The sequence below is a fragment of the Nonomuraea sp. B208 genome, assembly GCF_057536035.1.
Window position 1 is genome coordinate 515,076 of record NZ_BAAJOU010000027.1, and the last position, 24,367, is coordinate 539,442.

At 71.8% G+C, this 24,367-nt stretch carries 29 protein-coding genes; 13 read left to right on the forward strand and 16 right to left on the reverse strand.

Going from position 1 to position 24,367, the window contains the following annotated elements; genetic code table 11:
• Positions 1 to 45 precede the first annotated feature (45 nt).
• On the forward strand, positions 46 to 666 hold the full coding sequence (locus tag AC27IY_RS34035; protein ID WP_487180471.1) for a maleylpyruvate isomerase family mycothiol-dependent enzyme: 621 nt from the start codon (positions 46 to 48) through the stop codon (positions 664 to 666).
• Between the two features lie 38 nt (positions 667 to 704).
• Here the strand turns inward: AC27IY_RS34035 and AC27IY_RS34040 are convergent, their stop codons facing one another.
• On the reverse strand, positions 705 to 1,403 hold the full coding sequence (locus AC27IY_RS34040) for an SDR family oxidoreductase (RefSeq protein WP_423449410.1): 699 nt from the start codon (positions 1,401 to 1,403) through the stop codon (positions 705 to 707).
• 148 nt (positions 1,404 to 1,551) lie between these two features.
• On the opposite strand from AC27IY_RS34040, the gene AC27IY_RS34045 reads away from it, so the two are divergent.
• Complete coding sequence (locus AC27IY_RS34045; RefSeq protein ID WP_487180472.1) at positions 1,552 to 2,439, forward strand: helix-turn-helix transcriptional regulator; 888 nt, start codon at positions 1,552 to 1,554, stop codon at positions 2,437 to 2,439.
• An 89-nt stretch (positions 2,440 to 2,528) separates the two neighbouring features.
• On the opposite strand, the gene AC27IY_RS34050 is transcribed toward AC27IY_RS34045, so the two are convergent.
• Positions 2,529 to 3,428: an aminoglycoside phosphotransferase family protein gene (locus tag AC27IY_RS34050; protein WP_487180787.1), complete on the reverse strand. Its 900-nt coding sequence runs from the start codon at positions 3,426 to 3,428 to the stop codon at positions 2,529 to 2,531.
• A gap of 2 nt (positions 3,429 to 3,430) precedes the next feature.
• Positions 3,431 to 4,330 (reverse strand): LysR family transcriptional regulator, encoded by a 900-nt coding sequence (locus AC27IY_RS34055; RefSeq protein ID WP_487180473.1) that lies wholly within the window; start codon positions 4,328 to 4,330, stop codon positions 3,431 to 3,433.
• A gap of 128 nt (positions 4,331 to 4,458) precedes the next feature.
• Here AC27IY_RS34055 and AC27IY_RS34060 point away from each other — a divergent pair, with 128 nt between their 5' ends.
• On the forward strand, positions 4,459 to 5,034 hold the full coding sequence (locus tag AC27IY_RS34060) for a DoxX family protein (protein ID WP_487180474.1): 576 nt from the start codon (positions 4,459 to 4,461) through the stop codon (positions 5,032 to 5,034).
• Between the two features lie 6 nt (positions 5,035 to 5,040).
• Here AC27IY_RS34060 and AC27IY_RS34065 read toward each other — a convergent pair whose 3' ends face one another.
• The 5 genes from AC27IY_RS34065 to AC27IY_RS34085 form a co-directional block, all read right to left on the reverse strand.
• Entirely contained in the window at positions 5,041 to 5,709 is a 669-nt protein-coding gene (locus AC27IY_RS34065) for a cation efflux transmembrane domain-containing protein (protein WP_487180475.1), read from the reverse strand.
• A complete protein-coding gene (locus AC27IY_RS34070; protein WP_423476241.1) occupies positions 5,706 to 6,089 on the reverse strand; it encodes an ArsR/SmtB family transcription factor in 384 nt (127 codons plus the stop codon). Before AC27IY_RS34070 ends, AC27IY_RS34065 begins: the two co-directional genes overlap by 4 nt.
• A 220-nt stretch (positions 6,090 to 6,309) precedes the next feature.
• Complete coding sequence (locus AC27IY_RS34075; protein WP_487180476.1) at positions 6,310 to 7,548, reverse strand: MFS transporter; 1,239 nt, start codon at positions 7,546 to 7,548, stop codon at positions 6,310 to 6,312.
• Positions 7,545 to 8,636 (reverse strand): PLP-dependent cysteine synthase family protein, encoded by a 1,092-nt coding sequence (locus AC27IY_RS34080; RefSeq protein ID WP_487180477.1) that lies wholly within the window; start codon positions 8,634 to 8,636, stop codon positions 7,545 to 7,547. The genes AC27IY_RS34075 and AC27IY_RS34080 overlap by 4 nt, the downstream gene beginning before the upstream one ends.
• A gap of 51 nt (positions 8,637 to 8,687) precedes the next feature.
• Positions 8,688 to 9,122, reverse strand: a complete 435-nt coding sequence (locus AC27IY_RS34085; RefSeq protein WP_423449397.1) for a hypothetical protein — start codon at positions 9,120 to 9,122, stop codon at positions 8,688 to 8,690.
• 150 nt (positions 9,123 to 9,272) lie between these two features.
• On the opposite strand from AC27IY_RS34085, the gene AC27IY_RS34090 reads away from it, so the two are divergent.
• Genes AC27IY_RS34090 through AC27IY_RS34100 form a run of 3 tightly spaced genes read left to right on the forward strand, consistent with a single transcriptional unit; the run spans position 9,273 to position 10,650 of the window.
• Positions 9,273 to 9,851 (forward strand): PadR family transcriptional regulator, encoded by a 579-nt coding sequence (locus AC27IY_RS34090; protein WP_423449395.1) that lies wholly within the window; start codon positions 9,273 to 9,275, stop codon positions 9,849 to 9,851.
• A complete protein-coding gene (locus AC27IY_RS34095) occupies positions 9,848 to 10,174 on the forward strand; it encodes an SDR family oxidoreductase (RefSeq protein WP_487180479.1) in 327 nt (108 codons plus the stop codon). Before AC27IY_RS34090 ends, AC27IY_RS34095 begins: the two co-directional genes overlap by 4 nt.
• An 8-nt stretch (positions 10,175 to 10,182) precedes the next feature.
• On the forward strand, positions 10,183 to 10,650 hold the full coding sequence (locus AC27IY_RS34100; protein ID WP_423476236.1) for a hemerythrin domain-containing protein: 468 nt from the start codon (positions 10,183 to 10,185) through the stop codon (positions 10,648 to 10,650).
• Positions 10,651 to 10,666: 16 nt separating this feature from the next.
• On the opposite strand, the gene AC27IY_RS34105 is transcribed toward AC27IY_RS34100, so the two are convergent.
• Both AC27IY_RS34105 and AC27IY_RS34110 read right to left on the reverse strand, forming a co-directional pair.
• Positions 10,667 to 11,593: an NADP-dependent oxidoreductase gene (locus AC27IY_RS34105; protein ID WP_423476235.1), complete on the reverse strand. Its 927-nt coding sequence runs from the start codon at positions 11,591 to 11,593 to the stop codon at positions 10,667 to 10,669.
• A 27-nt stretch (positions 11,594 to 11,620) separates the two neighbouring features.
• Positions 11,621 to 12,232, reverse strand: coding sequence for a TetR/AcrR family transcriptional regulator (locus AC27IY_RS34110; RefSeq protein ID WP_423476234.1), 612 nt, complete (start codon positions 12,230 to 12,232; stop codon positions 11,621 to 11,623).
• A gap of 139 nt (positions 12,233 to 12,371) precedes the next feature.
• Here AC27IY_RS34110 and AC27IY_RS34115 point away from each other — a divergent pair, with 139 nt between their 5' ends.
• The gene (locus AC27IY_RS34115; RefSeq protein WP_423476233.1) at positions 12,372 to 13,136 is read left to right on the forward strand and encodes a class I SAM-dependent methyltransferase; all 765 of its coding nucleotides are present in this window, start codon (positions 12,372 to 12,374) and stop codon (positions 13,134 to 13,136) included.
• Positions 13,137 to 13,299: 163 nt separating this feature from the next.
• Here AC27IY_RS34115 and AC27IY_RS34120 read toward each other — a convergent pair whose 3' ends face one another.
• Complete coding sequence (locus AC27IY_RS34120; protein ID WP_423476232.1) at positions 13,300 to 14,709, reverse strand: MFS transporter; 1,410 nt, start codon at positions 14,707 to 14,709, stop codon at positions 13,300 to 13,302.
• Positions 14,706 to 15,164, reverse strand: coding sequence for a MarR family winged helix-turn-helix transcriptional regulator (locus tag AC27IY_RS34125; protein ID WP_371248155.1), 459 nt, complete (start codon positions 15,162 to 15,164; stop codon positions 14,706 to 14,708). The genes AC27IY_RS34120 and AC27IY_RS34125 overlap by 4 nt, the downstream gene beginning before the upstream one ends.
• A gap of 185 nt (positions 15,165 to 15,349) precedes the next feature.
• Here AC27IY_RS34125 and AC27IY_RS34130 point away from each other — a divergent pair, with 185 nt between their 5' ends.
• Entirely contained in the window at positions 15,350 to 18,271 is a 2,922-nt protein-coding gene (locus tag AC27IY_RS34130; RefSeq protein WP_487180480.1) for an AfsR/SARP family transcriptional regulator, read from the forward strand.
• A gap of 14 nt (positions 18,272 to 18,285) precedes the next feature.
• On the opposite strand, the gene AC27IY_RS34135 is transcribed toward AC27IY_RS34130, so the two are convergent.
• Positions 18,286 to 18,768, reverse strand: a complete 483-nt coding sequence (locus tag AC27IY_RS34135) for a winged helix-turn-helix transcriptional regulator (RefSeq protein ID WP_487180481.1) — start codon at positions 18,766 to 18,768, stop codon at positions 18,286 to 18,288.
• Between the two features lie 129 nt (positions 18,769 to 18,897).
• Here AC27IY_RS34135 and AC27IY_RS34140 point away from each other — a divergent pair, with 129 nt between their 5' ends.
• Positions 18,898 to 19,896: a hypothetical protein gene (locus AC27IY_RS34140; protein WP_487180482.1), complete on the forward strand. Its 999-nt coding sequence runs from the start codon at positions 18,898 to 18,900 to the stop codon at positions 19,894 to 19,896.
• A 79-nt stretch (positions 19,897 to 19,975) separates the two neighbouring features.
• Here AC27IY_RS34140 and AC27IY_RS34145 read toward each other — a convergent pair whose 3' ends face one another.
• The gene (locus AC27IY_RS34145; protein WP_344207427.1) at positions 19,976 to 20,413 is read right to left on the reverse strand and encodes a hypothetical protein; all 438 of its coding nucleotides are present in this window, start codon (positions 20,411 to 20,413) and stop codon (positions 19,976 to 19,978) included.
• A 280-nt stretch (positions 20,414 to 20,693) separates the two neighbouring features.
• Entirely contained in the window at positions 20,694 to 21,281 is a 588-nt protein-coding gene (locus AC27IY_RS34150) for an isochorismatase family protein (protein WP_449955675.1), read from the reverse strand.
• Between the two features lie 184 nt (positions 21,282 to 21,465).
• Here AC27IY_RS34150 and AC27IY_RS34155 point away from each other — a divergent pair, with 184 nt between their 5' ends.
• The 3 genes from AC27IY_RS34155 (at position 21,466) to AC27IY_RS34165 (ending at position 22,888) form a co-directional block, all read left to right on the forward strand.
• Positions 21,466 to 21,588 carry a hypothetical protein gene (locus AC27IY_RS34155; protein WP_487180483.1) on the forward strand — a complete coding sequence of 41 codons (123 nt, stop codon included), beginning with the start codon at positions 21,466 to 21,468 and terminating at the stop codon, positions 21,586 to 21,588.
• A gap of 81 nt (positions 21,589 to 21,669) precedes the next feature.
• Entirely contained in the window at positions 21,670 to 22,413 is a 744-nt protein-coding gene (locus AC27IY_RS34160; protein ID WP_487180484.1) for a PIG-L family deacetylase, read from the forward strand.
• Between the two features lie 49 nt (positions 22,414 to 22,462).
• Positions 22,463 to 22,888: a hypothetical protein gene (locus tag AC27IY_RS34165; protein WP_487180485.1), complete on the forward strand. Its 426-nt coding sequence runs from the start codon at positions 22,463 to 22,465 to the stop codon at positions 22,886 to 22,888.
• Here AC27IY_RS34165 and AC27IY_RS34170 read toward each other — a convergent pair.
• Positions 22,865 to 23,689: an SDR family NAD(P)-dependent oxidoreductase gene (locus AC27IY_RS34170; RefSeq protein ID WP_487180486.1), complete on the reverse strand. Its 825-nt coding sequence runs from the start codon at positions 23,687 to 23,689 to the stop codon at positions 22,865 to 22,867. The two genes, AC27IY_RS34165 and AC27IY_RS34170, sit on opposite strands and share 24 nt — an antisense overlap.
• 55 nt (positions 23,690 to 23,744) lie before the next feature.
• On the opposite strand from AC27IY_RS34170, the gene AC27IY_RS34175 reads away from it, so the two are divergent.
• A complete protein-coding gene (locus AC27IY_RS34175) occupies positions 23,745 to 24,341 on the forward strand; it encodes a TetR/AcrR family transcriptional regulator (protein ID WP_487180487.1) in 597 nt (198 codons plus the stop codon).
• Positions 24,342 to 24,367 lie beyond the last annotated feature (26 nt).

The following is a 24,367-nucleotide window of genomic DNA, read 5'->3' on the forward strand; positions in this document are numbered from 1 at the left end:
ACCGTAATCTCGTTATTGATGTTGCCGAGGACAGGAGCCGCACCCATGGACACAGCCACCGCGATCGCGAGCGAACGCCGGGAACTGGCGGCGATGCTGGAGAGCCTGACACCCGCCCAGTGGGACGCACCGACCTTGTGCGCCGGCTGGCGCGTACGCGAGGTCGCGGCCCACATGTCGATGGGATTCCGCGTTTCGCTGCCCCGGCAGGTGCTCGAACTCGTCAAGGCTCGAGGCGACATCAACCGGATGGCGGATCGGCGGGCCCGCCAGGACGCCGCCGCCCTGTCCACGGCCGAGCTGGTCAGCGCCATCCGCGACAACGCGCACCATCCGTGGAAGCCTCCGGTGGGTGGCATCGCGGCCGCCCTGGGGCACGACGTGGTCCACGGCCTGGACATCAGCGTCGCCCTCGGCCTCGGCCGCCGCGTACCGGAAGACCGCGTGCGCCTCCTCCTGGAGCAGGTCACTCCCCGTACCCTCAAGTTCTTCGGAGCCGATCTCGACGGCGTCGAACTGCGCGCCGACGACCTCGACTGGTCCTTCGGCGCCGGCGCGCTCCTGACCGGCGCCGCCCAGGACCTCCTCCTGGTCGCCTACGGCCGCAAGCTCCCGCCGGGACACCTCGGCGGCGCGGCACGAGACGCTCATGTCTCACGGTCGTGATCGAGGGCCCATGCCGGCGTTCGAGTGTCAGAGCCGCCTCAGGCGGGCTGGCCGACCGGCCGGATGGTCAGGGTGTTGAGGTCGACGCCGGCCGGTTGGCCGAGGGCGAAGCAGATGGCCTCGGCGACGGGCTCGGGGGACAGGGCGAAGGGCGGGACGCCGCCCTGCCAGAAGGCGGTGTCGGTCATGCCGGGGTTGACGAGGGTGACGCCGACGCCGCGGCTGGTGGCGTACATCCGCAGGTTCTCGGCCATGCCGGTGACGGCCCACTTGGTGGCGGAGTAGAGGTTGGCGGGGCTGTTCTTCAGGCCGGCGACGCTGCCGACGAGCACCAGCCGCCCGCCCGTGGTCTCCAGGTGGGGGAGGGCGGCGTTGGCCAGCAGGGCGGGGCCGAGGACGTTGGTGAGGACCATGGGCGCCCACAGCTCCGGGTCGCCGTCGGCGATGGTGCGCGGGTGGTCGGCGGGCATGAAGCCGGCGTTGGCCACCGCGGCGTGCAGGGCGCCGAAGTGCGCCACGGTGCGGGTCACGGCGGCCTGGGTGGCCGGCCAGTCGGCGGCGTCGGCGACGATGCCGAGCAGCCGGTCGGGGTGGCCGGTCTCGTCGAGGAAGGACTTCAGTCTGTTCTCGTCGCGGCCGGTGACGGCCACGCGGTGGCCGCGGTCGAGGAGCAGTCGTGCGGTGTGGGCGCCGATGCCGCTGGTCGCGCCGGTGATCAGTACGGTCGTGCCGGTCATGGTCATGCTCCCGGGTGTCGGAGGTCCTGCTGACGCATCACAGGAAACCCGCCTGGCCGCGTACGAGGCAGAGCGCGTTCATCGGGGGTACAAGCTCAACCCCTCTACCACCGCCACGCGCGCGAACCCTGCGGCTACCGTGAAAGGCATGGACGACCGGCCCGACAACCGCGCCCAGATCCGGGACTTCCTCGCCACCCGGCGCGCGAAGCTGACCCCGGAGCAGGTCGGGCTGCCCGCCGGCGGCCGGCGCCGGGTCCCCGGGCTGCGCCGTGAGGAGGTCGCGGTGCTGGCCGGGGTGAGCACCGAGTGGTACACGCGGCTGGAGAAGGGCCACATCGGCGGCGTGTCGGAAGAGGTGCTCGGCGCGGTGGCCCGGGCCCTGCGTCTGGACCAGGACGAACGCACCTATCTGTTCGACCTGGCCCACGCCGCCCGCCGCGCGCCTGCGCGCCGCAGGGACGTCCAGGTCCCGCCGCCGGTCCAGTGGCTGCTGGACTCCATGACGATGTCGGCGGCGTTCGTACGGAACGGCCGCCAGGACATCGTCACCTGCAACGCGCTGGCCCGGGCCCTGCTCGCGCCGGTCTTCGACAGCCCCGCCACGACGCGGCACGGCCGCGCCAACATCGCCCGCTACGTCTTCCTCGACCCGGGCTCGCGGCAGTTCTTCGCCGACTGGGACGAGGCCGCCGTCGTCAGCGCGGCGCTGCTGCGCGCCGAGGCCGGACGCGACCCGCACGACCGGGCCCTGCGCGACGTCGTCGGTGAGCTGTCCACGCTCAGCACCGAGTTCCGCGGCCAGTGGGCCGTCCACGACGTGCGCATCCGCCATGACGGCAGCAAGCGGCTGTGGCATCCGCAGGTCGGCGACCTGGAGCTGACCTACCGGTCTCTCGACCTGCCCGTGTCCGGCCGGACGGCGTACGGCCTCACCGTCTACACCGCCGAGCCGGGCAGCACCTCAGAAGAACGGCTCAAGCTCCTGGCCAGCCTGGCGGCCACCCAGCCGGCACACCCCACCAGCCGGGCCTGACCCCGCCGCCCCCCGCGCCGGGGGGGTGCCGCGCTGCACGACGCGTCCCCGGTCGAGGACCATGAGAGCGGTGTCCCGTCCCGGCCGGGTCACCTGTCCCGCCGGGCCGATGCCACGATGCGGTCGAGTGTCGTGCGCCCCATCGCGCTCATCGGCGGATTGCTCTCGGCGTAGTACCAGACCAGCCCCATGGCCTGGACGAAGGCCCAGGCCATGCCGCGTTCCCACTCCAGGTCGTCGCAGCCCAGGGTCCGCCGCAGCACCTCGCGCGGACGTGCTTGCAGCAGGTGCCAGGCGGCGACCAGGTCCAGCGCGGGATCGGCCGGGCCGAAGCCGCCGCCGTCGAGGACGCCGCTGAGGCGGCCGGCCGCGACCAGCACGTTCCCGGAGATCAGGTCGCCGTGGCTCATCACGTCGTCGCCGTCGCGCGGCAGCTCCCGCAGCCGGCTCCAGAGGCGGCGCAGCCGCGGCACGTCCAGCAGCCCCTCGCTCTCCCTGAAGCACTCCTCCATCCAGGGGTCGTGGCGGGTGAGCTCGCCGCCGCGCCCCGAGCCGTTGAAGCGCCGGCCTCCGGTCTCGGCTTCGCGCAGGGCGGCGATGAAGGCCGCGAGGTCCTCGGCGAACTCCTCCGACCCGCTCGGGTCGGTGTCCGTGGCGGGCGTTCCCCGTACCCATGTCTGGACCGACCACGGCATGGGGTAGCCGTCGCCGGGCTCGCCCAACGCCACCGGTTCCGGAGTGGGGAACGGCGAGACCCGCGCCAGCTCCGCGCTCGCGCGGGCTTCCCGCTCCAGAGCCGACCGGACGGCGGCGGCGTCGGCCAGGCGTAAGGGGAAGCGCGCCGCGAGGTCGTCCCCGATCCGGAAGATCGTGTTGACCGTGCCCGTCGATCGCACCCGGCGGATCTCCATGCCCGTCCACTGCGGGAACTGCTCGGCGACCAGGGCGGCGACCACCTCGGCCGGCACGTCCACCTGATCGTCATGCATGATCACGTCGTACTCCCTTCCGGCAGTGCCGCCTCGATCTGGCGGGCGGTGTTCACGAAGGAGCGGATGAGGTCGGTTTCCGCGGCGGTGCGCCACAGCAGCGCCCATCGCGCCGGAGGCGCGTCGTGGACGGGCACGTAGGCGATGTCGGGCCGGGAGTGGTAGCGGATGGCGTGGGAGTGCACGAGCGCGACGGCTTCGCCGTTGGACAGGATGGGCAGCATCTCGCTCTCGGCGGTGACGGCCGGCCCCATGCGGATCGGCCGCCCGCCGGGGGTGTGGCTGGGGACGAGGGCCTCGCGCCAGTAGTCGGGTCTGGCCCCGACGATGACGGCTTCGTCGGCCAGGTCCTCGTACGACACCGTCTCCCGCTGGGCCAGCCGGTGCCCGGCTCCGACGGCGAGGACGACGGGCTCGACCCGGACGACCGGCCCCACGGTGAGGTCGGCCTCCCTGACCGGCAGCCAGGCGATCTGGACGTCCACCTCCCCGTCGCGCAGCGGCCCGAACGGGTCACCGAATCCGACGTAGCGGATCTGTGCCTCGCACGCCGGGTGCCGGGCGTGGAACGCGTCGAGCAGGGGCCGGAAATCCTGGACGTTGCTGGAGAGCATGCCCAGGCGCAGCACCTCGGTCTTCCCGCCGGCGGCGCGGGCGGCCCGCGCCATGCCTTCGTGCAGGCCGCGGTACATCGGCGCGAGGTCCTCGAACAGCTGCTTGCCGATCGGTGTCAGCGTCACGGCCCGGTTGTTGCGATCGAACAGGGCGGCGCCGATGCGGCGCTCCTGCTTCTTGATCGCCTGGCTGACGCGGGCGGGCGTCACGTGCAACCGTTCGGCGGTCCGGCCGAAGTGCAGCTCCTCGGCCAGGGTCAGGAAGATCTCGATGTCCCGCAGCTCCACAGGCGCGCTTCCGTCGTTAAGTGAGAGGTTAAGGCACCTTATCGAACCTGGCGTTGTCGCCGGTGCCGGCCTGCGGCCAGGCTGGAGGGCGTACGGAAAGATCATCGTCGCCCGAAGGTAGCGAGAATATGAACCTGCACGTCAGTAACAGCGCACTCGACGTCAAGGACGTCGAGCAGCAGCCCAGGAGGCGCCCGACGAGGTTCACGCTCAACGGCGTGCTCTGGGCGCTGCAAGCGGTCTTCGGCTTCTTCTTCGCCGGCAGCGGTTTCGGCAAGGTGCTGCTGTACGACGCGGCCCTGTACGCGGACGCGCCCCGGGCCGTCGCCTGGTACGCCGCGGTGCCGCAGTCCCTGATCGTCTTCATCGGGATCTGTGAGGTGCTGGGCGGCGTCGGCCTGATCCTGCCGGCGATGGCGAAGGTCAAGCCGGCGCTGACGCCGCTCGCCGGCGCCGGCCTGACCCTGACGATGATCCTCGCGGCCGGTTTCCACATCGTGCGCGGCGAGTACGCGTTGGTCCCCGCGAACCTCCTGCTGGGAGGCGCCTCGGCGTTCATCACGGCCGGACGGTGGAAGCTGAGGCCCGTCGCACCCGCGCCCCTCACCACCGCGCGCGTGCTGTGGCCGTTCGCGGTCCTCGTCGCCGTGGTCCTGCTGACCTTCGTCCCGACGTGGTACACGATGACCAACGTGCAGTTCTGACCCGGGTCACGATCCGCCGGTCTCCGGCGGCACGGCCGGCGCGGGCGGGCAGCAGGCGTCGCCGCGCCAGGCTTCGCGGCCTTCCTTGACCGCGACGGCGGCGATGACCAGGGCGGCGATCGGGTCGGCCCAGGACCAGCCGAAGGCGCTGTTGAGCGCCAGCCCGGCCAGCAGCACGCCGGACAGGTAGGTGCACAGCAGGGTCTGCTTGGAGTCGGCGACCGCGCTGGCGGAGCCGAGCTCGCGGCCGGCGCGGCGTTGCGCCCGCGACAGGAACGGCATGATCATCAGGCTGAGGGTGGCGAGGATCAGGCCGGGGGTGGAGTGTTCGGCCTCGCCGGCGCCGAGCAGGGCGCGTGCGGCGTCGAAGGTGACGTAGGCGGCCAGCGCGAAGAACGAGAGCGCGATGACGCGCAGCGCGGCCTTCTCCCGGCGTTCGTGGTCGGCGGCCGAGAACTGCCAGGCCACCGCGGCGGCCGAGGCGACCTCGACGACGGAGTCGAGGCCGAACCCGATGAGGGCGGCCGAGGAGGCGACGGTGCCGGCGGTGATGGCGACGGCCGCTTCGATCACGTTGTAGGTGATGGTCGCCGCGACCAGCAGCCGGATACGGTGCCGCAACGTCGTGCGCCGGGCCGGGGAGGGGCCGAGGCCCGGCAGGTCGATCGCGCTCATGCCCCTGCGCCGCCCGTACGGACACCGCTGGGAGCGGGACGGAGCGTGACCGCGTGGCCGGTGGCGGCCAGCAGCTGCTCGGCGGAGGCGAGCAGGTCCATCAGCTCGGGCCGGGTCAGGGAGTAGAAGGACTGGCGGCCTTCGGCGCGGTAGTCGACGAGATCGCAGTCGCGCAGGCAGGCCAGGTGCTTGGAGACGGTGGACTGGGCCAGGCCGAGCTCGGCGACGAGGTCCACCACGCGGGCCTCGCCGCGGGCCAGGCGCTGCACGATGCGCAGCCGGTTCTCGTCGGCCAGGGAGTGGAACAGCGCGGCCGCCGGGGGGACGCCGGCGGCGACGTCGGCGCTGACACAGGAGCCGGCATCACTATCAATCGCCATGTGGCGATGATAGCCCGATTCGGGCATGATGCGGCAAGAGCAGGGGCTCCTATCGGCCGGTCGCCGACCCGGCGTCGGTGACCTGCCGGCCGGACAGCGAACCCAGCAGGACCGCGCCGACGTCGGTGAGCCGGTACATGACCAGCTTGCCCGCCCGCCGCGAGTCGGCCAGTCCGGCTCTGCGCAGGGCGCGCAGATGGTGCGAGACCTGCGGGGCTGATCACGACCGCCTTGGCGTGGGCGCTCCCTGGCCGCGCAGCAGGCGGTCCAGGCGGCTGACGGCCGCGGCGGAGGCGAGCCCGGCCGCGGTCAGCAGCAGCCACGGCAAGGCGGCCAGGCCGTCGGCGCGGCCGGCGTCCACCAGGGCGCCGGCCAGCAGGTTCCCGGCGAGGATGCCGGCGCCGCACGCCAGGTTGTACAGCCCGTAGTAGGTGCCGACCAGCCCCTGTCCGGCCATGTCGGCGATGGTGGCCATCTCGAACGGGAACGCCACCAGGCTGCCGAGGGTGAGCAGCAGCGCGCACACCACCACCGGTGCCGGCGCCCAGCCCGCCGGCAGCGGCAGGTACGCCGTGGCCGCGAGCGGCACGAAGGCCACGCCCATCAGGGCCAGGCCGCGGCTGATCGCCTGGCCGCGGCTCCACCGGGCCGTGCACCATGCGGTCAGCCGCACCTGGGCGGTGATGCCCAGCAGCGCCGACAGCGCGTACAGCGCCGCCACCGCCGTCGGGCCGCCGCCCTGGCGCTGCACCTGCAGCGGCAGCGCCAGATACATCTGGAACGACAGCGCGTAGGAGGCGATCATCGCCACCGAGAAGGCGACGAAGGCGCGGTCGGTGAACGCCTGGCGCCACTCGCTCAGCACCGGTGGCCGCGGTCCGGCCGTGACGCGCCGGGCCGGCAGGCACAGGCCCTGCAGCACGGTCAGCACCGCGAAGATGGCCGCGGCCGCCAGGCACACCACGGTGAAGCCGCCGCGCAGCAGCGCGAGCCCGGCGAGCGGGCCGGCCAGGATGCCGCCCTGGTAGAACACGTTGAACACGGCGAACGCCGCCGCCTTGCGCTCCCCGGCCTCGGCCGCCAGGCAGGCGCGGGCGGCCGGGTTGAACAGCGCCCCTGCCAGTCCGGTCACCACCGCCGCCGCGATGAGCAGCGGCACCGTGGTGGACAGGCCGAACAGGGCGAAGCCGACCGTCCGCAACGCGCACCCTGCCATGATCATCGGCTTGCAGCCGAGCCGGTCGGCCAGGCTGCCGCCGATCAGGAACATGCCCTGCTGACTGGCGTTGCGCAGGCCCAGGACGAGCCCGATCGTCCACGCGGCGAGCCCGGCGCCCGCCAGGTGCTGGGCCAGGTACGGCATCAGCATGTAGAAGCCGAGGTTGATGCCCGCCTGGTTGAGCTGCAGCAGCTGGACGGGCCGGTCGAAGGAGCGGAACTCGCGCAGCGTGGCCCTCATCGGGCCCCCGCCAGAGGATCGGTCACGGTGGCGCAGCGGGTCCAGCGGTGCACCTCCCGTTCGTGGGACGCCGCCAGCACGTCCGGCTCCTGCGCCGGTACGGTGCCGAGCAGGCCGTGGGCATGGCAGTAGTCGTCGTCGAAGATCGTGCTGTGGTACCGCCACGGCCCGTCGGGGAAGATCGCGACGGTGGTCCGGCCGGGAGCGGTGCGGGCCAGCCAGCCCGCCACCAGCGCGACCGCGCCGGTGCTCCAGCCGCCCGAGACGTAGTGCCGCTCGGCCAGCGTGCGGCAGGCCCAGACCGCCTCGGCGGGACTGACCCAGTGCACCTCGCTGAAGGCGTCGTAGGCGACGTTGCGCGGGTGGATGCTGGAGCCGAGCCCGCGCATCAGCCGGGCGCGGGCGGGCTGGCCGAAGATGGTCGAGCCCACCGTGTCGACGCCGACCAGCCGCAGGCCGGGGAAGTGCCGGCGCAGCACGGCGTGGATGCCGGCGCTGTGCCCGCCGGTGCCGACCGAGCACACCAGCGTGTCGATGTGGGGGAGCCGGCTCAGGAGTTCGTGCGCGAGCCCGGCGTAGGCCTCGACGTTGTCGGGGTTGTGGTACTGGTCGGGGCAGTAGGCGCCGGGGATGTCGGCCAGCAGGTGCTGGACGCGTTCCCGGCGGGCCTGCTGCCAGCCGCCGGCCGGATGCGGCTCGGTCACGGTCTCCACGTGGACGCCGTATCCGGCGAGAAGCCGGCACATCAGCGGCTCCATGCCGGGATCGCTCACCAGGACGACCGGGTGGCCGAAGACGATCCCGGCCAGGGCCAAGCCGAGCCCCAGGGTTCCGCTGGTGGACTCGACGATGGTGGCTCCGGGCCGCAGCTCGCCCCGGGCGCGGGCCTGGCGCACCATGTGCAGGGCGGGCCGGTCCTTGATGCCGCCGGGATTGAAGCCTTCGAGCTTCGCCCAGAAACCGCCGATCCCCGACACGGGAGACGCGGGCAGCTGGATCAGCGGCGTGTTGCCGACCGTCAGAGAGAGCGCCGGATATCCCGGCGAGGCCCCCTCATGCGGGCGCGCGAAAACTGCGTGCGATGACATGAAAGTGTTTCCCCTGGTGATGGCATTGGACGACGGATGACGGTCGTCGTCCTATACGCGCATCACACAGAGACTTTCCGGATGCTGTCCGGGCGAAAGGCGGCTGCCTGCCTTGACGGGCGACGGCCCGCCGCAGGTCCGGGCGGCGGGCAGGACGGCGCTCGCCTGCAGGGTCGAGGGAGCCGGCACGGCGGCCGGGCCGGTCGCCGAACAGTCCTGTTCGGTGCCGTGCTGGTGGCGCGGAGGCAGGCCCCGATGCAGGCAGACGGCGTTGTGCACGGCATGGCGCGCGGTATCCGGCGGCTCGGCCGCGCGCACACCGGCGCTGTGATCGGCCGATTCCGCGATCTCCAGGGCGGCGCAGGCGCCACCGTGCGCGAACACCGCGCCGATCATCATGGCGATGACGAACACCACGCGCGCCAGCAGCCCGCCGGTGCCGGAATCGGCGTGACGGCGGGAACGGGTCGTTCGGGTCGCGAGCATCACGGGTGATGATGCCCATCGGGCGACGGCGTGCGCCGGGTGCTGGCAAATGATCGAGTAAAGCTCGCCCCTGCCGTCGGCTGATCTGCATCTCCCCGCTTCAACTACTCGCGTTTGACTAGCCGAACCTACTCGTGTTTGAGTAGCCGGGTGAGTGACGTACGCATGTTCGTGCTCGGCGCCCTGCTGCGCGGCCCGATGCACGGCCATCAGATCCGGCGGCAGGCGCAACTGGACCGCACCGAGCTGTGGACCGACATCAAGGTGGGCTCCCTGTACGGCGCCCTGCACCGGCTGGTCGCCGAGGGCGCGATCGAGGTGGTCCGCACCGAGCAGGCGGGGGGCCCGGCGCGGACGGTGTACGCGCTCACCGCGGCCGGACGCGAGGAGTTCATCGCGCTGCGCGACCGGACGCTGCGCGAGGTCCGGCTGCGGCCCGACCCGGTGGACCTCGCGCTGCACTACGCCGACGACCTCGGCGAAGCGGACCTGAGGGCCCTGATCGGCGACCGGCGCGACGCGCTGATCGCCCGGCTGACGGCCTGGCGGCACCAGCGCGAGCAGGCCGAGCCGTACCTGCGCGGGCTGGAGCCGATGACCTTCGATCACACCACGGCACGCCTGCGGGCCGAGATCGCCTGGCACGAGAGCCTGCTGGAGCAGCTGCCGAAACTGCTCGCCGCGGGCGACCGCGGCCAGGCGCCGACAGCGGAAGGACGGCACGAATGATCCTGGTGACCGGAGCGACCGGCCTGGTGGGGCGGCACCTCATCACCACGCTGCGCGGGGACGGCGCCGAGGTGCGCGCCCTCAGCCGCCGTCCCGGGACCGCCGGCCTGCCGTACGGCGTGCGGGTGGTCGGCGGCGAGCTGGGCGACCCGGCGTCGCCGGCGCCGGCGTTGACCGGCGTGGAAGCGGTCTACCTGTTCTCCGCCGGCCGGACAGGCCGCGGGTTCGCGCTGCGGCACTGGGGCGACATGATCCGCCACCAGGGCGTGGTCCGTGCCCCGTACCCGGACGCCGCCGCCGAGCACGCCGGCGACTTCCGCTGAGCACCGCCATGCCGCGCAACCGCATCGTCGCCTGGCATCGGGAGCTGCAGGACGTCCACCACCGCCTGGAGAAGGCGCTGGAGGACGCCCGCAGGGCCATCCGCTCCGGCGAACGCGCCCAGAGCCTCAAGCCCGAGCTCCGCGACTTCTGCTACACCTTCTGCTCCGCCCTGGGCAGCCATCACCGCAGCGAGGACAGCGACTTCTTCCCGGCCTTGCTGCGGCAGCTGCCCGAGCTGGAGCCCACGATCGCCCGCCTGGGCCGTGAGCACGAAGTCCTGGCGCGCCTGCTCGCCGACTTCCAGCTGAGCCTCGACGACCCGCGGTCATCGCCGCAGCAGCTCTTCCGGCAGATCAACGACATCAAGGCCGCGATGAAGGCCCACTTCGGCTTCGAGGAAGGCTCACTGAACCAGGCACTCCATGCTCTTGATGCCCCGGAGAGCGCCAGGAGCCGGATGTTCGGTGACGTCTGACGGATCTCCCGCCCGGTCAGTCGAACCGCAGGACGAACCGCCCGCGAACACCGCGCCGTTCGAGCGAGCGGTGCGCGTCGGCGGCTCGAGCGGCGGGCAGCCGGCCGGCCACGCGGACGGTGAGCCGTCCGTCGCCGGCGAGTGCGGCGAGCCGGTCGAGCTCGGCCGCGGCCTCCACGTAGTCGCGGACGAAGATCGGGACGACGCGGACCCGGTCGGTCCCGTCGCCCTGATAGCCGCGTACGGTGACGACGGTGCCGCCGTCCTTGACGGCCGGGAGCGCGGCGGCCTCCAGCGCGGCGGCGTCGAGCAGCCCGTCCACGCCGCCGGGGTGGCGGCGCCGGACCTCCGCGGCGAAATCGTCTCCTCGCGGCACGATTTCGTCGGCCCCGCAGTCGCGTACGAAGGTCTCGTCCTGCCGGGCGGCGTCGGCGACGACGACCAGCCCGGCCAGCTTGGCGAGCTGGACGAAATACCCGCCGACACTGCCGGCGGCGCCGGTCACGGCGACTGTCGCGCCGGCCGGGAGCGCCAGCGTGTCGAGCGCGAGCTGCGCGGTGAGCCCGTTCATGGGGACGGTGGCGGCCTGGGCGTGCGAGAGCCCGGCCGGGATCCTCGCGACCGACCGGGCCGGCACGACCAGGTCCGCCCGGTAGCCGCCGTGCTCGCCCGAGGGCACCACGATGGCCATGACGGCGTCCCCGATCGTGAACGGGCGGTCTACGGCGGGGCCGATCTCGGTGATCACGCCGGCGACCTCCATGCCCGGCACCCGCACCGCGTCCGCCTCATCCGCCTCGTCCTGGCGCGGACGTGCACGGATCATCGCGTCGACCGGGTTCACCGTGGCGCTGGTGACCCGGATCCTCACCTGGCCGGGTCCGATGGGTTCGGCCGCGAGGTCGAGCTCGCGGAGAGCGTCCGGTCCGCCTGGTCGGGTCACTCCGATTGCTTGAACCACGGTCGTTCGTCACTCCTTGTTCGTCGCGGGCGCGGGGGACTGAAGTCCTTCGAGCAGCAAGCTGCACACCTCGTCGAGCTCGGCGCCGATGCCGGGGTTCTGCCATTCGGCGGCATGGGCGAGGTGGTTGAACTTGGCGGTGGCGTGGAAGACCACGCGGGCGGTGGCCGCCGCGTCGCCGGTGCGGAAGCTGCCGTCGGCGGCGCCGTCGGCGATGACGGCCGCCAGCTGGCCCAGCAGGTCGGCGACGTGGTCGGTGGCGACGGTGCTGTGCGCGGCCGCCAGGATTCCGTAGGCGGCGAACAGCTCCGGATCCTCACGGATCTTGGCCTGCTTCACGGCCAGGACGGCGTGCAGCCAGGCACGCAGTCGTCGCGCCGGCGGGACCGTACGGTCGGCCGCGAGGACGGCGAGGGTGTCCCGGTTGCGGTCGAGCCAGCGCCGGGTCACCGCCTCGCGCAGCGCCTGCTTGGAGGCGAAGTGCTTGTAGACGGCGGCATGGGTGACCCCGAGCGCCCGGGCGACGTCCACGACGGTCGCCTTGTCCGGTCCGTGGCGGCGCAGGATCTCCTCGGTGGCCGCCAGGATGGTGTCCGCGTCCAGCGGGCTTCGGGCAGGCATCAGCGGCACACCCCGTCGTCACCGAGTCTTCTCCGTTCCATACGACGAACGCTAAGCGGATCGGTGACAAATTTCAAATCTTGTAACCAGTAACCGGAAGGGGTGCGCGACCGGATCAAGGTTTCCTAGGATCGGGCCCATGACAACGAACCGGGTTCGGGGACGGGTGTTCGGCGAGATCGCCGACGAGTACGACAGGATCCGGCCGAGCTATCCGGCCCAGCTGGTCGCCGACGTCCTGGCCTACGCCGGGCCGTCGGCGCTGGAGGTGGGCGCGGGCACGGGGAAGGCGACGGAGCTGTTCGCGGCGCACGGCATCGACCTGGCGGCCACGGAGCCCGATCCGGCGATGGCGGCGCTGCTGGCCCGGCGCGTCGCGGACCGGCCGAACGTGACGGTCACCGTCTCCACGTTCGAGGAGTACGTGCCGGAGCGGCGCTTCGGGCTGCTGTTGTGCGCGCAGGCCTGGCACTGGGTCGACAAGGAGGTGCGCTGGCAGCGGGCCGCGGCGGCGCTGGCCCCAGGAGGAGGGATCGCCCTGTTCTGGAACGCCGACTGGCCCAGGGACGCCGAGGTGACGGCCGCGCTGCGGGCCGCGCACCAGGAGTTCGCACCGCATCTCACCCTGAACACCGGCCCGATCAGCGACCCGGCCGGCGAGGAGGCGTGGGCGGCGGACATGGGGATGCCGCCCGAGTTCGGAGACCTCGGCACCCGGAGCTATCGGTGGGAGCGCACGCTGTCGGCGGCCGACTACATCGCCTACCTGTCCACCCAGTCGGCCTACCGGCTCCTGGACGAGGACGTGCGCGAGAGGCTGTTCGGCGCGCTCAGGGACGGACTCGGCGCGCAGGTGATACTGAACGTGGAGACCAAGCTGTACCTGGCTCGCCACCTGCCCTGAACGAGCGGGGCCGTCACCTCGCCTGCCCGCCGGGCCGCGCACGCGCGCGGCCGAGATCCGGCTGGACCTCGGTCAGTCGATGACTTCGCGCTCGACGGCGTCGGAGAAGGCGGCCAACGCCTCCTGGTAGGCCGCGCTCTCGTACGTAGCGACGGCATCTGACTCAAGAGTCGGTCTCGGACGAGCGCCGGCGGGCGAGAGCGAGGCTGGTCAGCGTCGTGATCGCCATGGCGCCGATGCCGATCAGCGCCGCGGTCGTGTAGGCGCTGTCGTCGGGGAAGAGGTGGCCGGGGCCGGTGCCCGCGGCGAGGATCAGGCCGCCGACGGCGCTGCCCAGCGAGTATCCGACGCTGCGGACGACGTAGTTGAAGCTCATGGCGCTCGACGTCTCGCTCTTGGGGGTGACGGCCAGGATGACGCCGGGCATCGCGGCCGAGAAGCCGCCGACGCCGAAGCCGAGCACGCCCATCGCCACGAACAGTTCGGCCAGGTCCGACCGGGCCGCCGCGAACAGGGCGAACCCGCCGCCGACCACGACGGCGCTGCCGGCCAGGAGCAGGGGGTCGGCGATCCGCGTCCGGACCCGCGGCGTGAGCTTGCCGGCGACGAACCCCAGCACCGAGAACGGGATGAGGACCAGCCCGGCGACGAAGGTCGTCAGCCCGAAGCCGTAGCCGGCGCCGTGCGGCGTCTGCGCGTACCGGGTGATGAGCGTGAGCAGGAGGTACATGCCGATCCCGCCGACGAACATGGCGAGGTTCGCCCCGGCGACCGCCGGGTGCCGCACCGCCCGCACATCGACCAGAGGCGTCGTGCTGCGCAGCTCGATGACGGCCCAGACGCGGAGCAGCACCACCGCGACCACGGCGAGGCCCGCCGCCACGGCGAGGTGCCGGCTCCACAGATCCCGTTCGCCGGCGAGGAACAGCACCAGCAGCAGCGCGGCGGCCAGGACGACCGCGCCCGCCACGTCCACGCGGGCGGAGCGGCCTTCGGGGGCTTCGGGCATGGAGCGCCACGCGGTCAGGAGGGCGGCGGCGGTGACGACCAGGCCGAAGCCGTAGGCGGCCCGCACTCCGCCGAGCTCGGCGAGCAGTGCGGCCAGCGGGTAGCCGACGCCGGCCCCGATGATCGAGACCACCGAGATCAGGGCGATCACGGACGCGCTGCGCTCCTCGGGGAGGTGGTCCCGGGCCACGCCCATCATCAGCGCCGTCAGCCCGAGCCCGACGCCCTGGGCCGCCCGGCCGGCCAGCAGCCACGCGAACGGCAGCGGCAGCACGGTGAGCGCGCTGCCGGCGACGACGACCGCCAGCGTGACGAGGATCGCGGCCCGCCGGTGCGGGCCGGCTCCGAGCCGGCCCAGGACCGGCGTGGCGACGGCGCCGCTGAGCAGCGCGACGGTCAGCGTCCACTGCGCGCTGCCGAGCGAGACGTGGAACGAGGTCGCCACGCTGGTGATGAGCGGCGTCCCGAGGCTGGCGACCGCCGCCACGACCAGAGCGATGAACATCAGGGCGGGGACCAGCAGCCGCCCCTCGGTACGCGACCCCGCGGCCGGCTGCCCGTTCACCGCTTCGGCCCTTCGCGGTCCTGGCTTTCGAGCTCTGCCAGATGCTTCAGCGCCGGAAGGGCCGCCACCAGCGCCTCGACCTCGTCGCCGGTGAGCTCGCCGATCAACCGCTCGAACGCGTGGACGCCCGCCTGGCGCCGCTTCCGGACATAGGAGGCGCCGGCCTCGGTCAGGCACACCAGCGTGACCCGCTTGTCGGACGCGTCGCCGCGCCGCTCGACCAGGCCGGACTCCTCCATCACCCGGACCAGGGCGGTCATCGCGGGCTGGGTGACGCCCTCGACCGCGGCCAGATCGGTGATGCGCCGCGGGCCGGTCCGGTCCAGGGTGGCCAGGGTGGCGGCGGACGTCAGGCTCATGTCACGGGGCAGGCGTCTCACGGCTCTGGTGGCCAGGCCGTAGAGGGCTGCCCCGATGGCGGCGGCCGCTCCGGGAGCGGGGTCCTGATGACTCACACCAGAAGCATAGCATTTTTATATTCATAGTTTATGGAAATTCGGCACGGCCGCCGTCGCCGGCGTGATGGCACGGTTCGCGACCGCGGTCAGATGACGCGGACCCGTCTGACCACGGGTTACTCCCTTCGTAAAAAGAGACGTCAGGCGAAGAGAGCCCCGGCCTCTGGACAGCCTCTGGATGTTTGCTGAACACTGTGGCGGTGCTGGTCGTCCAAGTGCTCGGCCGCCTCCGGGTGTGGCACGATGATCGCGAGGTCGACGCCGGGCCGCCCGCCCGCCGCCTGATGCTGGGGGTCCTGGCGCTCAACGCCGGACGGCTCACCACCCGCCGGGAGCTGATCGAGTCGCTGTGGGGCGAACGGCCGCCCTCAAGCGCGGTCAACGTGCTGCACACCCACACCAAGCACCTGCGCCGCCTGCTCGACCCCCGCCACAGCCCACGCGGCCAGGACGGCGTGCTCTCCACCGTCGGCGACGGATACCTGCTGCGCCTGCCGGACGACGCCCTCGACCTGCTGCGCTTCCGGCGTACGGTGGCAGCCGCCCAACAGGCCGCGAACCGCGGCGACCCGGCCCGAGCCGCCACGCTCTACCGCGAAGCCCTGCGGCTGTGGGAGGACGACGACCCCCTCTGCGACCTGCCCGCCCTCGAAGACCACCCCAAGGTGTGGGGCCTCAAGACCGAACGCCGCCGCGCCCAGCTGTCCTACTGGGACCTGATGCTGCGCGCGGGCAACGCCGCCGAGATCATCGCCGCGCTGGCCGTGCAGGGCGCCGCGAACCCACTCGACGAAGCCGTACAGGCCACACTGATCCGCGCCTACCAGGCGACAGGCCAGCGGGCCATCGCCTTCGAACGCTACGAGGCCACCCGCCGCGCCCTCGCCGACGAACTCGGCGTCGAACCGAGCGGCGAACTCCGGCAGGCACACCGGCAACTGCTGGAGGAACACGAGAACCGCGACCCGCCGACCATCCCGCGCCAACTCCCGGCACCGGTGCCGGACTTCACCGGACGCGCCGACGAGCTCGCCCTGCTCGACGCCGCCCACGCCCACCGCCCACCGGGCATCGCCATCCTCTGCGGCACCGCGGGCGTCGGCAAGACCGCGCTCGCCGTCCACTGGGCCCACCACAACCGCGAACGGTTCCCCGACGGACGCATCCACCTCGACCTGCGCGGCGACGACGCCCAGCACGCACTGTCCCCGTACGAGGCACTCGGCCGCCTGCTCACCGCCGTCGGCGTGCCCGACCACGACATCCCGGCCGACACCCAGTCGCGGACCGCCCGCTGGCGCACCGAGACCGACGGCCGCAAACTGCTCGTCCTGCTGGACAACGCGGCCACAGCCGACCAGGTACGGCCGCTGCTGCCCGGCACGCACGACACCCTCATCCTCATCACCAGCCGCGACAGACTCGCCACCCTGGCCGCCCTGCACGGCGCACACCGCATCGAACTGGACCTGCTGCCCCACCCCGACGCCGCCCACCTGCTGCGCCGGCTGCTCGGCGAACGGGCGGGCACCGATCCCGGCAGCGTCGACACGCTCGCCGCAATCTGCGCCCGCCTGCCGCTCGCGCTGCGCCTGGCCGCCGAGTACGCCGCAGCACAGGCCCACCTGCCGCTCGCCGGCGTGGTCACCCGCCTCCATCGCGCCGGACCCCTGGACCTGCTCGACTGGGGCGGCGCAGCGGCCATCCGGCACGTCTTCGGCTGCTCCTACCGCCTCCTCGACCCCGAGGCGCAGCGCCTGTTCCGGCTGCTGAGCCTGAACCCGGCGCCCCACTCCACCCCGGCCTGCGTCGCGGCGCTGGCCGACCTCGACGAGATCGGCGCGGCCCGTCTCCTGCACCGCCTCGCCTCGGCGCACCTGCTGCGCTGCGACGCCCTGGGACGCTACGGCTTCCACGACCTGCTGCGCGCGTACGCCACCGAGATGAGCCTCGCCACCGACGGCGACGCCGAACGGCAGGCCGCCACCGACAGGCTGCTCGACCACTACTGCGAGACCGCCGTCGAAGCCGGCGACACCCTCTACCCCGGCTGGAGCGGAAGCAGACGGCACGCCGGACTCGCACTCGAACCCGGCGGCGTCACCCTCTCACCGGACGCCGCACTGTCCTGGCTGGACAGCGAACTGGCGTCGTTCGGCACGATCTGCCAGTTCGCGGTCCGACAGGGACGCCCGGAACGGGCCGTCACCCTCGCCGCCGCCCTGCACCGCTACCTGGAAGCGGGTCACGGCACCGAAGCCCTGTCCATCTACGCATGCGCCATCGACGCCGCCCGGCAGCTGGCAGATCCGCAGGGCGAGGCGCACCTACGCACCAACACCGGAGTCATCCTTCGCCTCCTCGGCCGGTACGCCCCCGCCGTCGAAGAGCTGAGCCAAGCCCTGGAGCTGTGCCGGCGCACCGGCAACCGCCACGGCCAGGCCCGCGCGCTGTCCAACCTCGGCATCATCGAAGAACGCCTCGGCGATTTCACCTCATCGGCCGCCCGGCACAGCGAGGCCATCGCCCTCTACCGCGACCTCGACGACCCCTTCGGCCAGGCCGCGGCGCTCACCAACCTCGGCAACCTCGAGGAGTCGATCGGCGAACACGCCGAGGCGGCGCAGCACCTCCTGGCCGCGCACGACATCTTCGCCACGCTCGGCGAACGTTCCGGCCAGGCCATCGCCCTGTGCAACCTCGGCCAGATCTACACCGCGCTCGGCGACGACACGCTCGCCGTCGCGAAACTGCGCGAGGCGCTGGACCTGTTCCGCGAGATCGAGCACCGCGACGGTGAGGCGACCGCGCTGAGCAACCTCGGCACCGCCCTGTGCCGCCAGGCGAAGTTCGACGAGTCCCTGTGCCACCTGGAGCAGGCACTGGACATCTTCCGCTCGACCAGGCACCGGTACGGCGAGGCCAGCGTCCTCAACGCCATCGGCGAGACGCTGCACGCCCTGGGCCGTGACGGCGAGGCGGCGCAGCGGCACCGGCTGGCGCTGGAGATCGCCGCCGAGACGGGCGACGAGGACGAACGCGGCCGCGCGACCGCCGCACTCGAAAGCCTCGCTGAGGCGCGGGAGGCGCGGCCTGACGAATGACTCGCCGCCTGCCTCTAGCGGCGGCGTTCGTGAGCGATGCGGTCGGAGGGCATGCCGGGGCCGATCGTGGCCCGGATCTCGGCCGGATCGTCCACCCGGCCGCAGTGGGCGCACACCGTCTGCTGGGTGATTCCGGCGCCGCATTCCGCGTGGGTGTAGAGGATCGGCGGCTCACCCTCGGTGGACCAGCGGTCGCCCCATTCGGTGAGCGCGACCAGCGCGGGCGCGAGGGCGCGCCCTTTCTCCGTCAGCAGGTACTCGTACAGTTCGGGCTGGTCGGAATATCTGTGGCGCCGCATGATCCCTGTCTCGACGAAGCCGTCGAGCCGCGTCTTGAGGACGTTGGTCGCGATGCCCAGGCGGCGGTTGAAGTCGCTGTAGCGGGTCGCCCCCGCGAACAGGGCGTCACGAATGATCAGCAGGCTCCAGCGTTCACCGACCAGCTCCAGCGCGCGTGCGATCGAACACACCTCTGAGTCGTACGTCCTCCCCAGCATGCGGCCAGTCTACCGACGTGCTTGCTTCATGAAAGTGGCACGATTACGGTTACTTGCATGACGCAAGTCACCAGGAAGCAGAGCCTGAGCTCGTCCGGAGCGGGCGGAAGCCCACTTTTCCTGGGTTCCTTGGACGAGGTGCACGTCGACGTGGCGCGCTCGCCCGGCGCGACGCTTTTCTCCGTCGTGCGGGACGTGCTCGGCGACGCCGGCGGCGGCGTACCCCAGCCTTGGCGCAACGCCGTACGCGCCGCGCTGCCCGCCGACGCGGCGGCGCTCGTCAGCCCCTTGCTCAACACGGGGAAACGCTGGATCCCCGACTCGCTCGCGCTGACCGACCACCTCCGCACCACCAGCATGCGCGCCATCCTCGACGAAGTGGACGCTCTCGACCCGCGGGCGCTCGCCGACGAGGTGTCCGACCTCTACCGCACGTCCATGCCCCAGGCCTGGCAGCGCTTCGTCGAAGCCCCCGGAGCCTTCCTCGCCGCCTACGGACAGGTGTTGCGCGCCGCCTGGACCGTCATGGAGCCGCTGTGGGCCCGGGCCGACGGCCTCATCGCCCGAGAGACCGAGCGCATCGGCGCCGCCGTGGTCAGCCGCGGCCTCGACGCCGTGCTGAACGCTCTGAGCGCCTCTCTCCGCTACGCCGACGGCACGCTCTGCCTGCCCCATTCGCCCTGCCCCCGCCACCGGTCCGACCTGGACGGACGCCGCCTGACGCTGGTGCCGCTCGCCTCGGGGTTCACCGCCGGCATGTACAACGCCCAACGCGACGACTACGTCTGGATCGGCTACCCGCTGCCCGGCCTGGGCCGCATCGCCACCCGCACCCATCCGGCGCCACCTCCCGCCCCCGACAGCGCGCTGACCCAGGTCCTGGGACCCATCAGGGCCGCGATCCTGCGCCAGTCGTCCTCGCTGCCGTCCGTCAGCGAACTCGCCCGCCACCTCCACCTGGGCGTCAGCACCATCACCTACCACTGCCGGCAGCTCGCCGCCGCGGGGCTGCTGCACCGGGAACGCCACGGCCGCGAGGTCCGCCTCCGCCTGACCCCCCGTGGCACGGAACTCCTCGACCTGCTCACCGGACCGCCGGAGGGGGTTCGAGCCCGCGGGTCCCGCTGACGGCCGCCCCCGTGCCACGGCCGAGGCCAGGAGGCGCGTACGCACCCCCTGGCCTCAGGCGTCGTCCGGACGGAGCGGGTCAGGCGTAAGCGCTGATCACCAGGTTCGCTCCCGCCGATCCACCGCAGTACCCGGTGAAGGTGGCGAGGTATTCGAATACCGTCACCCGCACGATGGGGCTGGGCGTGATGAAGTCGACGTACAGTATCGAATAATTGTGCGGGGCGGCCGGCTCGGGATAGACGATCTGACGATTTCCGTTGTTGTCGATCAGGAAGACCCGCTGGATGTTCGCGATGTGGTTGGTGCCGTTCCAGAAGGCCAGGCGTGTCACCCTGAACCCATTTCCGTAATAGTGCCAGTTGACCTCGGTCGAGATGCTGCCGTTGGCCTGGACGGGGTTGCATTCGGCGCCGTAGTAGATGGCGTTGTAGCCGTTGCCGGGCCGCTGCTGCTCACTGGCGGAGGCCGACGCCGAGGTCGTCTGCGCCAGAAGTGCGGTGAGGGTGATGGCCACGATCAACCATGGCCGTAATGTGCGTCGGATGAACGCTCGCATGCTGTCCCACCATTCCGGTTTGAAGGTGTACGGCGGTGCCGTGTTCCGCAATTGATGGTGACGTGTGCACGACCGGAGGAACAAAGCTTTCGAATTCTTTGAAAAGGCCGCCCCACCCCCGGGTGGAACGTTCGATCCTGGACCGAGCCGCCCGCACGGACGCCGCCCCGCCCGTCCGGCAGTTCTCCTACGTGGACTGGACCCGCAAGCCTCCGGCGAGCAGGCCGGGCCGGACTGCTCAGGCGACGACGGGTTCGCCGCTCAGCGCGACACCAGCCCCGCGCAACTCTTCCAACGCGGTGCGCGTGGTGTCGGCAGCGACGCCGGCGGTGTAGTCGAGAAGGACCCGTACCGTGAAGCCGGCGCGCGCTCCGTCCAGAGCGGTGGCCTTCACGCAGTGGTCGGTGGCGATGCCCACCACATCGAGGTCGGTGACGTCGCGGGCCATAAGCCAGGCGGACAGCGTCTCGCCCTCCTGAGTCGAGCCCTCGAAACCGCTCTTGGAGGCGGAGTGGGCACCCTTGAAGAAGACCTCGTCGACGTGCCCGGAGGCAACGGCGGGCGCGAAATCCGGATGGAACTCGCCTCCCTCGCTACCGACGACGCAATGCACGGGGAACGAGTCCCGGAAATCGGGGTTGTCGGAGAAGTGAGCACCCGGATCGATGTGGTGGTCACGGGTGGCGACGACGAAGGCGTACTGCCCATCGGCGCGCCGGACCAGCTCGGCGATGGCGGCGGCCCGATCCGCGCCCCCCTTCACCGGAACGCTGCCGCCCTCGCAGAAGTCCTTCTGCACATCAACGATGATCAGTGCACGGCTCACGGACAATCCCCTTTCTCAGGTGTAGCTGTCCTGCGGACACCCTTCAGGTGGGCAGGCACACCTCTCGCCGGATGCCGGCCGACCGGCGGCATCGAGGCCACACCCACCTCACAGTGACGTTCAGAACATGAATCATCACTCTACGTACTCTCCTTGGAGGGGCAGGTGAACTCCACTGTGCTGCGTGGTGAGCATGATCAGTGGCGACCTCATCACCCCGGTCGGCGGGGCCGTGAACCTGGTTCAGGCGTGGGAAGCTTCCGGCTTGTCCAGCCGCAGATCCGGCTTCACGTTCATCATCACGTGAGAGCTGGAATGGGTGCATGGGCGTTACGATGACCAGCCGTTGATCACTTTGGAGGTGCACGTGGATTTTCGGGTGCTGTGCATGCATGCGCATCCGGACGACGAGGCGATCTGGACCGGTGGAACGCTGGCCAAGTACGCCGACGAGGGCGCCAGGACCGCCGTCGTCACGTGCACGTGGGCCCAGGGCACCCAGCGGGTCGCGGAGCTGGAGCGTTCGCTGGACATCCTCGGCGCCGGCAGACCGAGGTTGCTCGGCTACGCCGACGCCCGCAACCCCGCGTCCGCGTCCGGCAGCCCACGTTTCCTCGACGTGCCACTCGACGAGGCGGTGGGACGGGTCGTCGCGCACATCAGGGAGTTCAGGCCTGATGTCGTGCTCACCTATGACGGCTACGGCGCGTACGGACATCCGGATCACGTGCAGGTGCACCGGGTGACCATGGCCGCGGTCGAAGCGGCCGGGTACGACCAGCTCTACCGAGACCTGGGCGATCCGTGGAGGCCGCGCGCACTCTATCTGGCGACCATCCCGCGGTCCGTCGTGGTGTCGCAGTGGCAAGCGGTGTTCGGCACGCTTCCTGAGCCGGGCCAGAAGCTGCCGGGCGTCCCCGACGAGCAGGTCACCACCCACCTCGATGTCGGCCGGTGGGCCGAACGCAAGTGGGCGGCCATGCACGCGCACGAGTCCGAGGTCGGGCGTGGCGCGTCGATGACCTTGCTCACGTCACTGCCGGAGCAGGCCCGCGCTCAGATGCTGGCGAACGAGTGGTATCGGCGCGTCTCCTATGCCGGCGTCCCGGAGACCACCCTTTCAGGACCTTGATCCCGACCGGCCGTGCCCGGTGGCCCGCCGTTCCCTGCTCAAGGAGGCGATGGCGGGATTCGCCGACGCCGGGCGGCGGCCGTGGCTGACGGCGCTCCTGCTGTTCTCCCCGGTCAGCCTCATGTTCGTGATCGCGCCCAGCCGCGTGCTCCTGCCCGTGCTGAGCCGGGACACGTTCGGCTCCTACACGGCGTACGGCACGGCCCTGGCGTGCTACGGCGTCGGCGGGCTGATCAGCAGCGTCACGATGATGGCCTGGCGGCCACGGCGACCGGGAGTCGTGGCCATGTGCGCGATGGCGCTGTATGCCCTCGTCCCGCTCGGCCTGGACCTGGCCGGCAACGGGGCCGTCCTCCTGGCTGCGGCGGGGCTCGTGCTGGTGATCCCGCCGGGTCTGCTCCTCGTCGCCGGCATGCCTCACCTGCGTGGCACCCGTACGCCGAGGACGACGTCAGGACCCTCCGCGCCGGTCTGATCGCCGCCGGCCCACGGACCGGGTCACAGCGCGGAGGGTCTCCTCGAGACGCCGCGCCTCGTTCCGGTCCACGGTGAGATCGATCGGCTTGCCCTTCTTCCAGGTCGTGAGCGGCTTGGCCGGCGGATGGTCGATGAGCGCGGTCAGCGGCGGCACGGCCTTGGCCACCGGTTGGGCGAACATCGCCGACGCCGCCCGTACGAGGCCGCGCAGCGGCTGCTTGAAGGGCTCGTGCAGGCCGGTCGCCACGAACACCGGGTTGTACAGCACGTACTTCGTCCGCTCCGAGAAGTAGGCCGTGCCCAGCAGTTCGCTGGCTGCGGCTCCCTGCATGGTCGCGGTCAGCCCCCGGTAGTCGTCCTTCAGCTGGAGGTCGTCCCAGTGGATCCGGCCGCCTCGACCGGCGCCGCACAGGTTGACGATCACCGGTGCCGGTGCGTTCTCCAACGGGGCACGCAGTCCTTCGGCCATGAGCCAGCGGTTGACCACGTAGAGGGCGAAGGTGTGCTCGAAACCCTCGTCGGTCTCCACGCGTACCGGGTTGAACCGGAACGCGGCGAGCACCAGCGCGTCGATCACGGGGTGCTCGGTGCCGAGTCGTTCGATCAGCTCGCGGGTCCGGCGCACGGAGCTGAGGTCGGCTCTGACGAATCGGGCCTTCGGCGCCGCCTCGCGCAGGCGCCGCCCGCCCTCCTCGCTGCTGCCCACGGCCACGACGTGGTCGCCGAGCTCGGTGTGGTGGCGGGCGAGGGCCTTGCCGATGCCGTGCGTGCCGCCAGTGATCACGATCGTCCGCGCCATAACTTGAGGCCCTCCTCAACTTGAGATGCGCCTCAACTTAGCTAGGATTCCGGGCATGCGCAAGGACGCCGTGCACAACCGCGAGCGCCTCCTGCGAGCGGCCCGGGAGCTGTTCGCGGACCGGGGGCTCGACGTGCCGCTCGAGGAGATCGCACGCTCGGCCGGCGTCAGCATCGGGACGCTCTACAACCGCTTCCCCACACGCGACGCCCTGGTGGAGACGGTGTTCGCGGATCGTGCGGCGACCGTGGCCGAGTTGGCCGAGCAGGCGCTGGCGATGGACGACGCCTGGGAGGGGTTCGTCGCGTTTCTGACCGGCGTGTGCGAACTGCAGGCGGCTGACCTCGGCTACAACGACATCGCCGCGCGGACGGTGGCGGTGGACGGGGATCGCGGATTCGGCCTGATGGGAGAGATCCTCGAACGCGCCCAGCGGTCCGGGGGCCTGCGGGACGACGTCACACTCGCCGACATGGCGTTCGTGGTCTGGGGTGTGGCGGCGACCGTCAGGGCCACGTCCAAGGTGGCGCCGGGAGCCTGGCGGCGGCACCTCGCCCTCGCCCTGGACGGCCTGCGCGTGGCCGCCGCCCGGCCCCTGCCGGCGCCGCCCATGTCCATCGCGCAGACCCGCGCCGCGATGCGGGAGTGCTGACCAAGGGCTTGCGCCGAGCGCTCGGC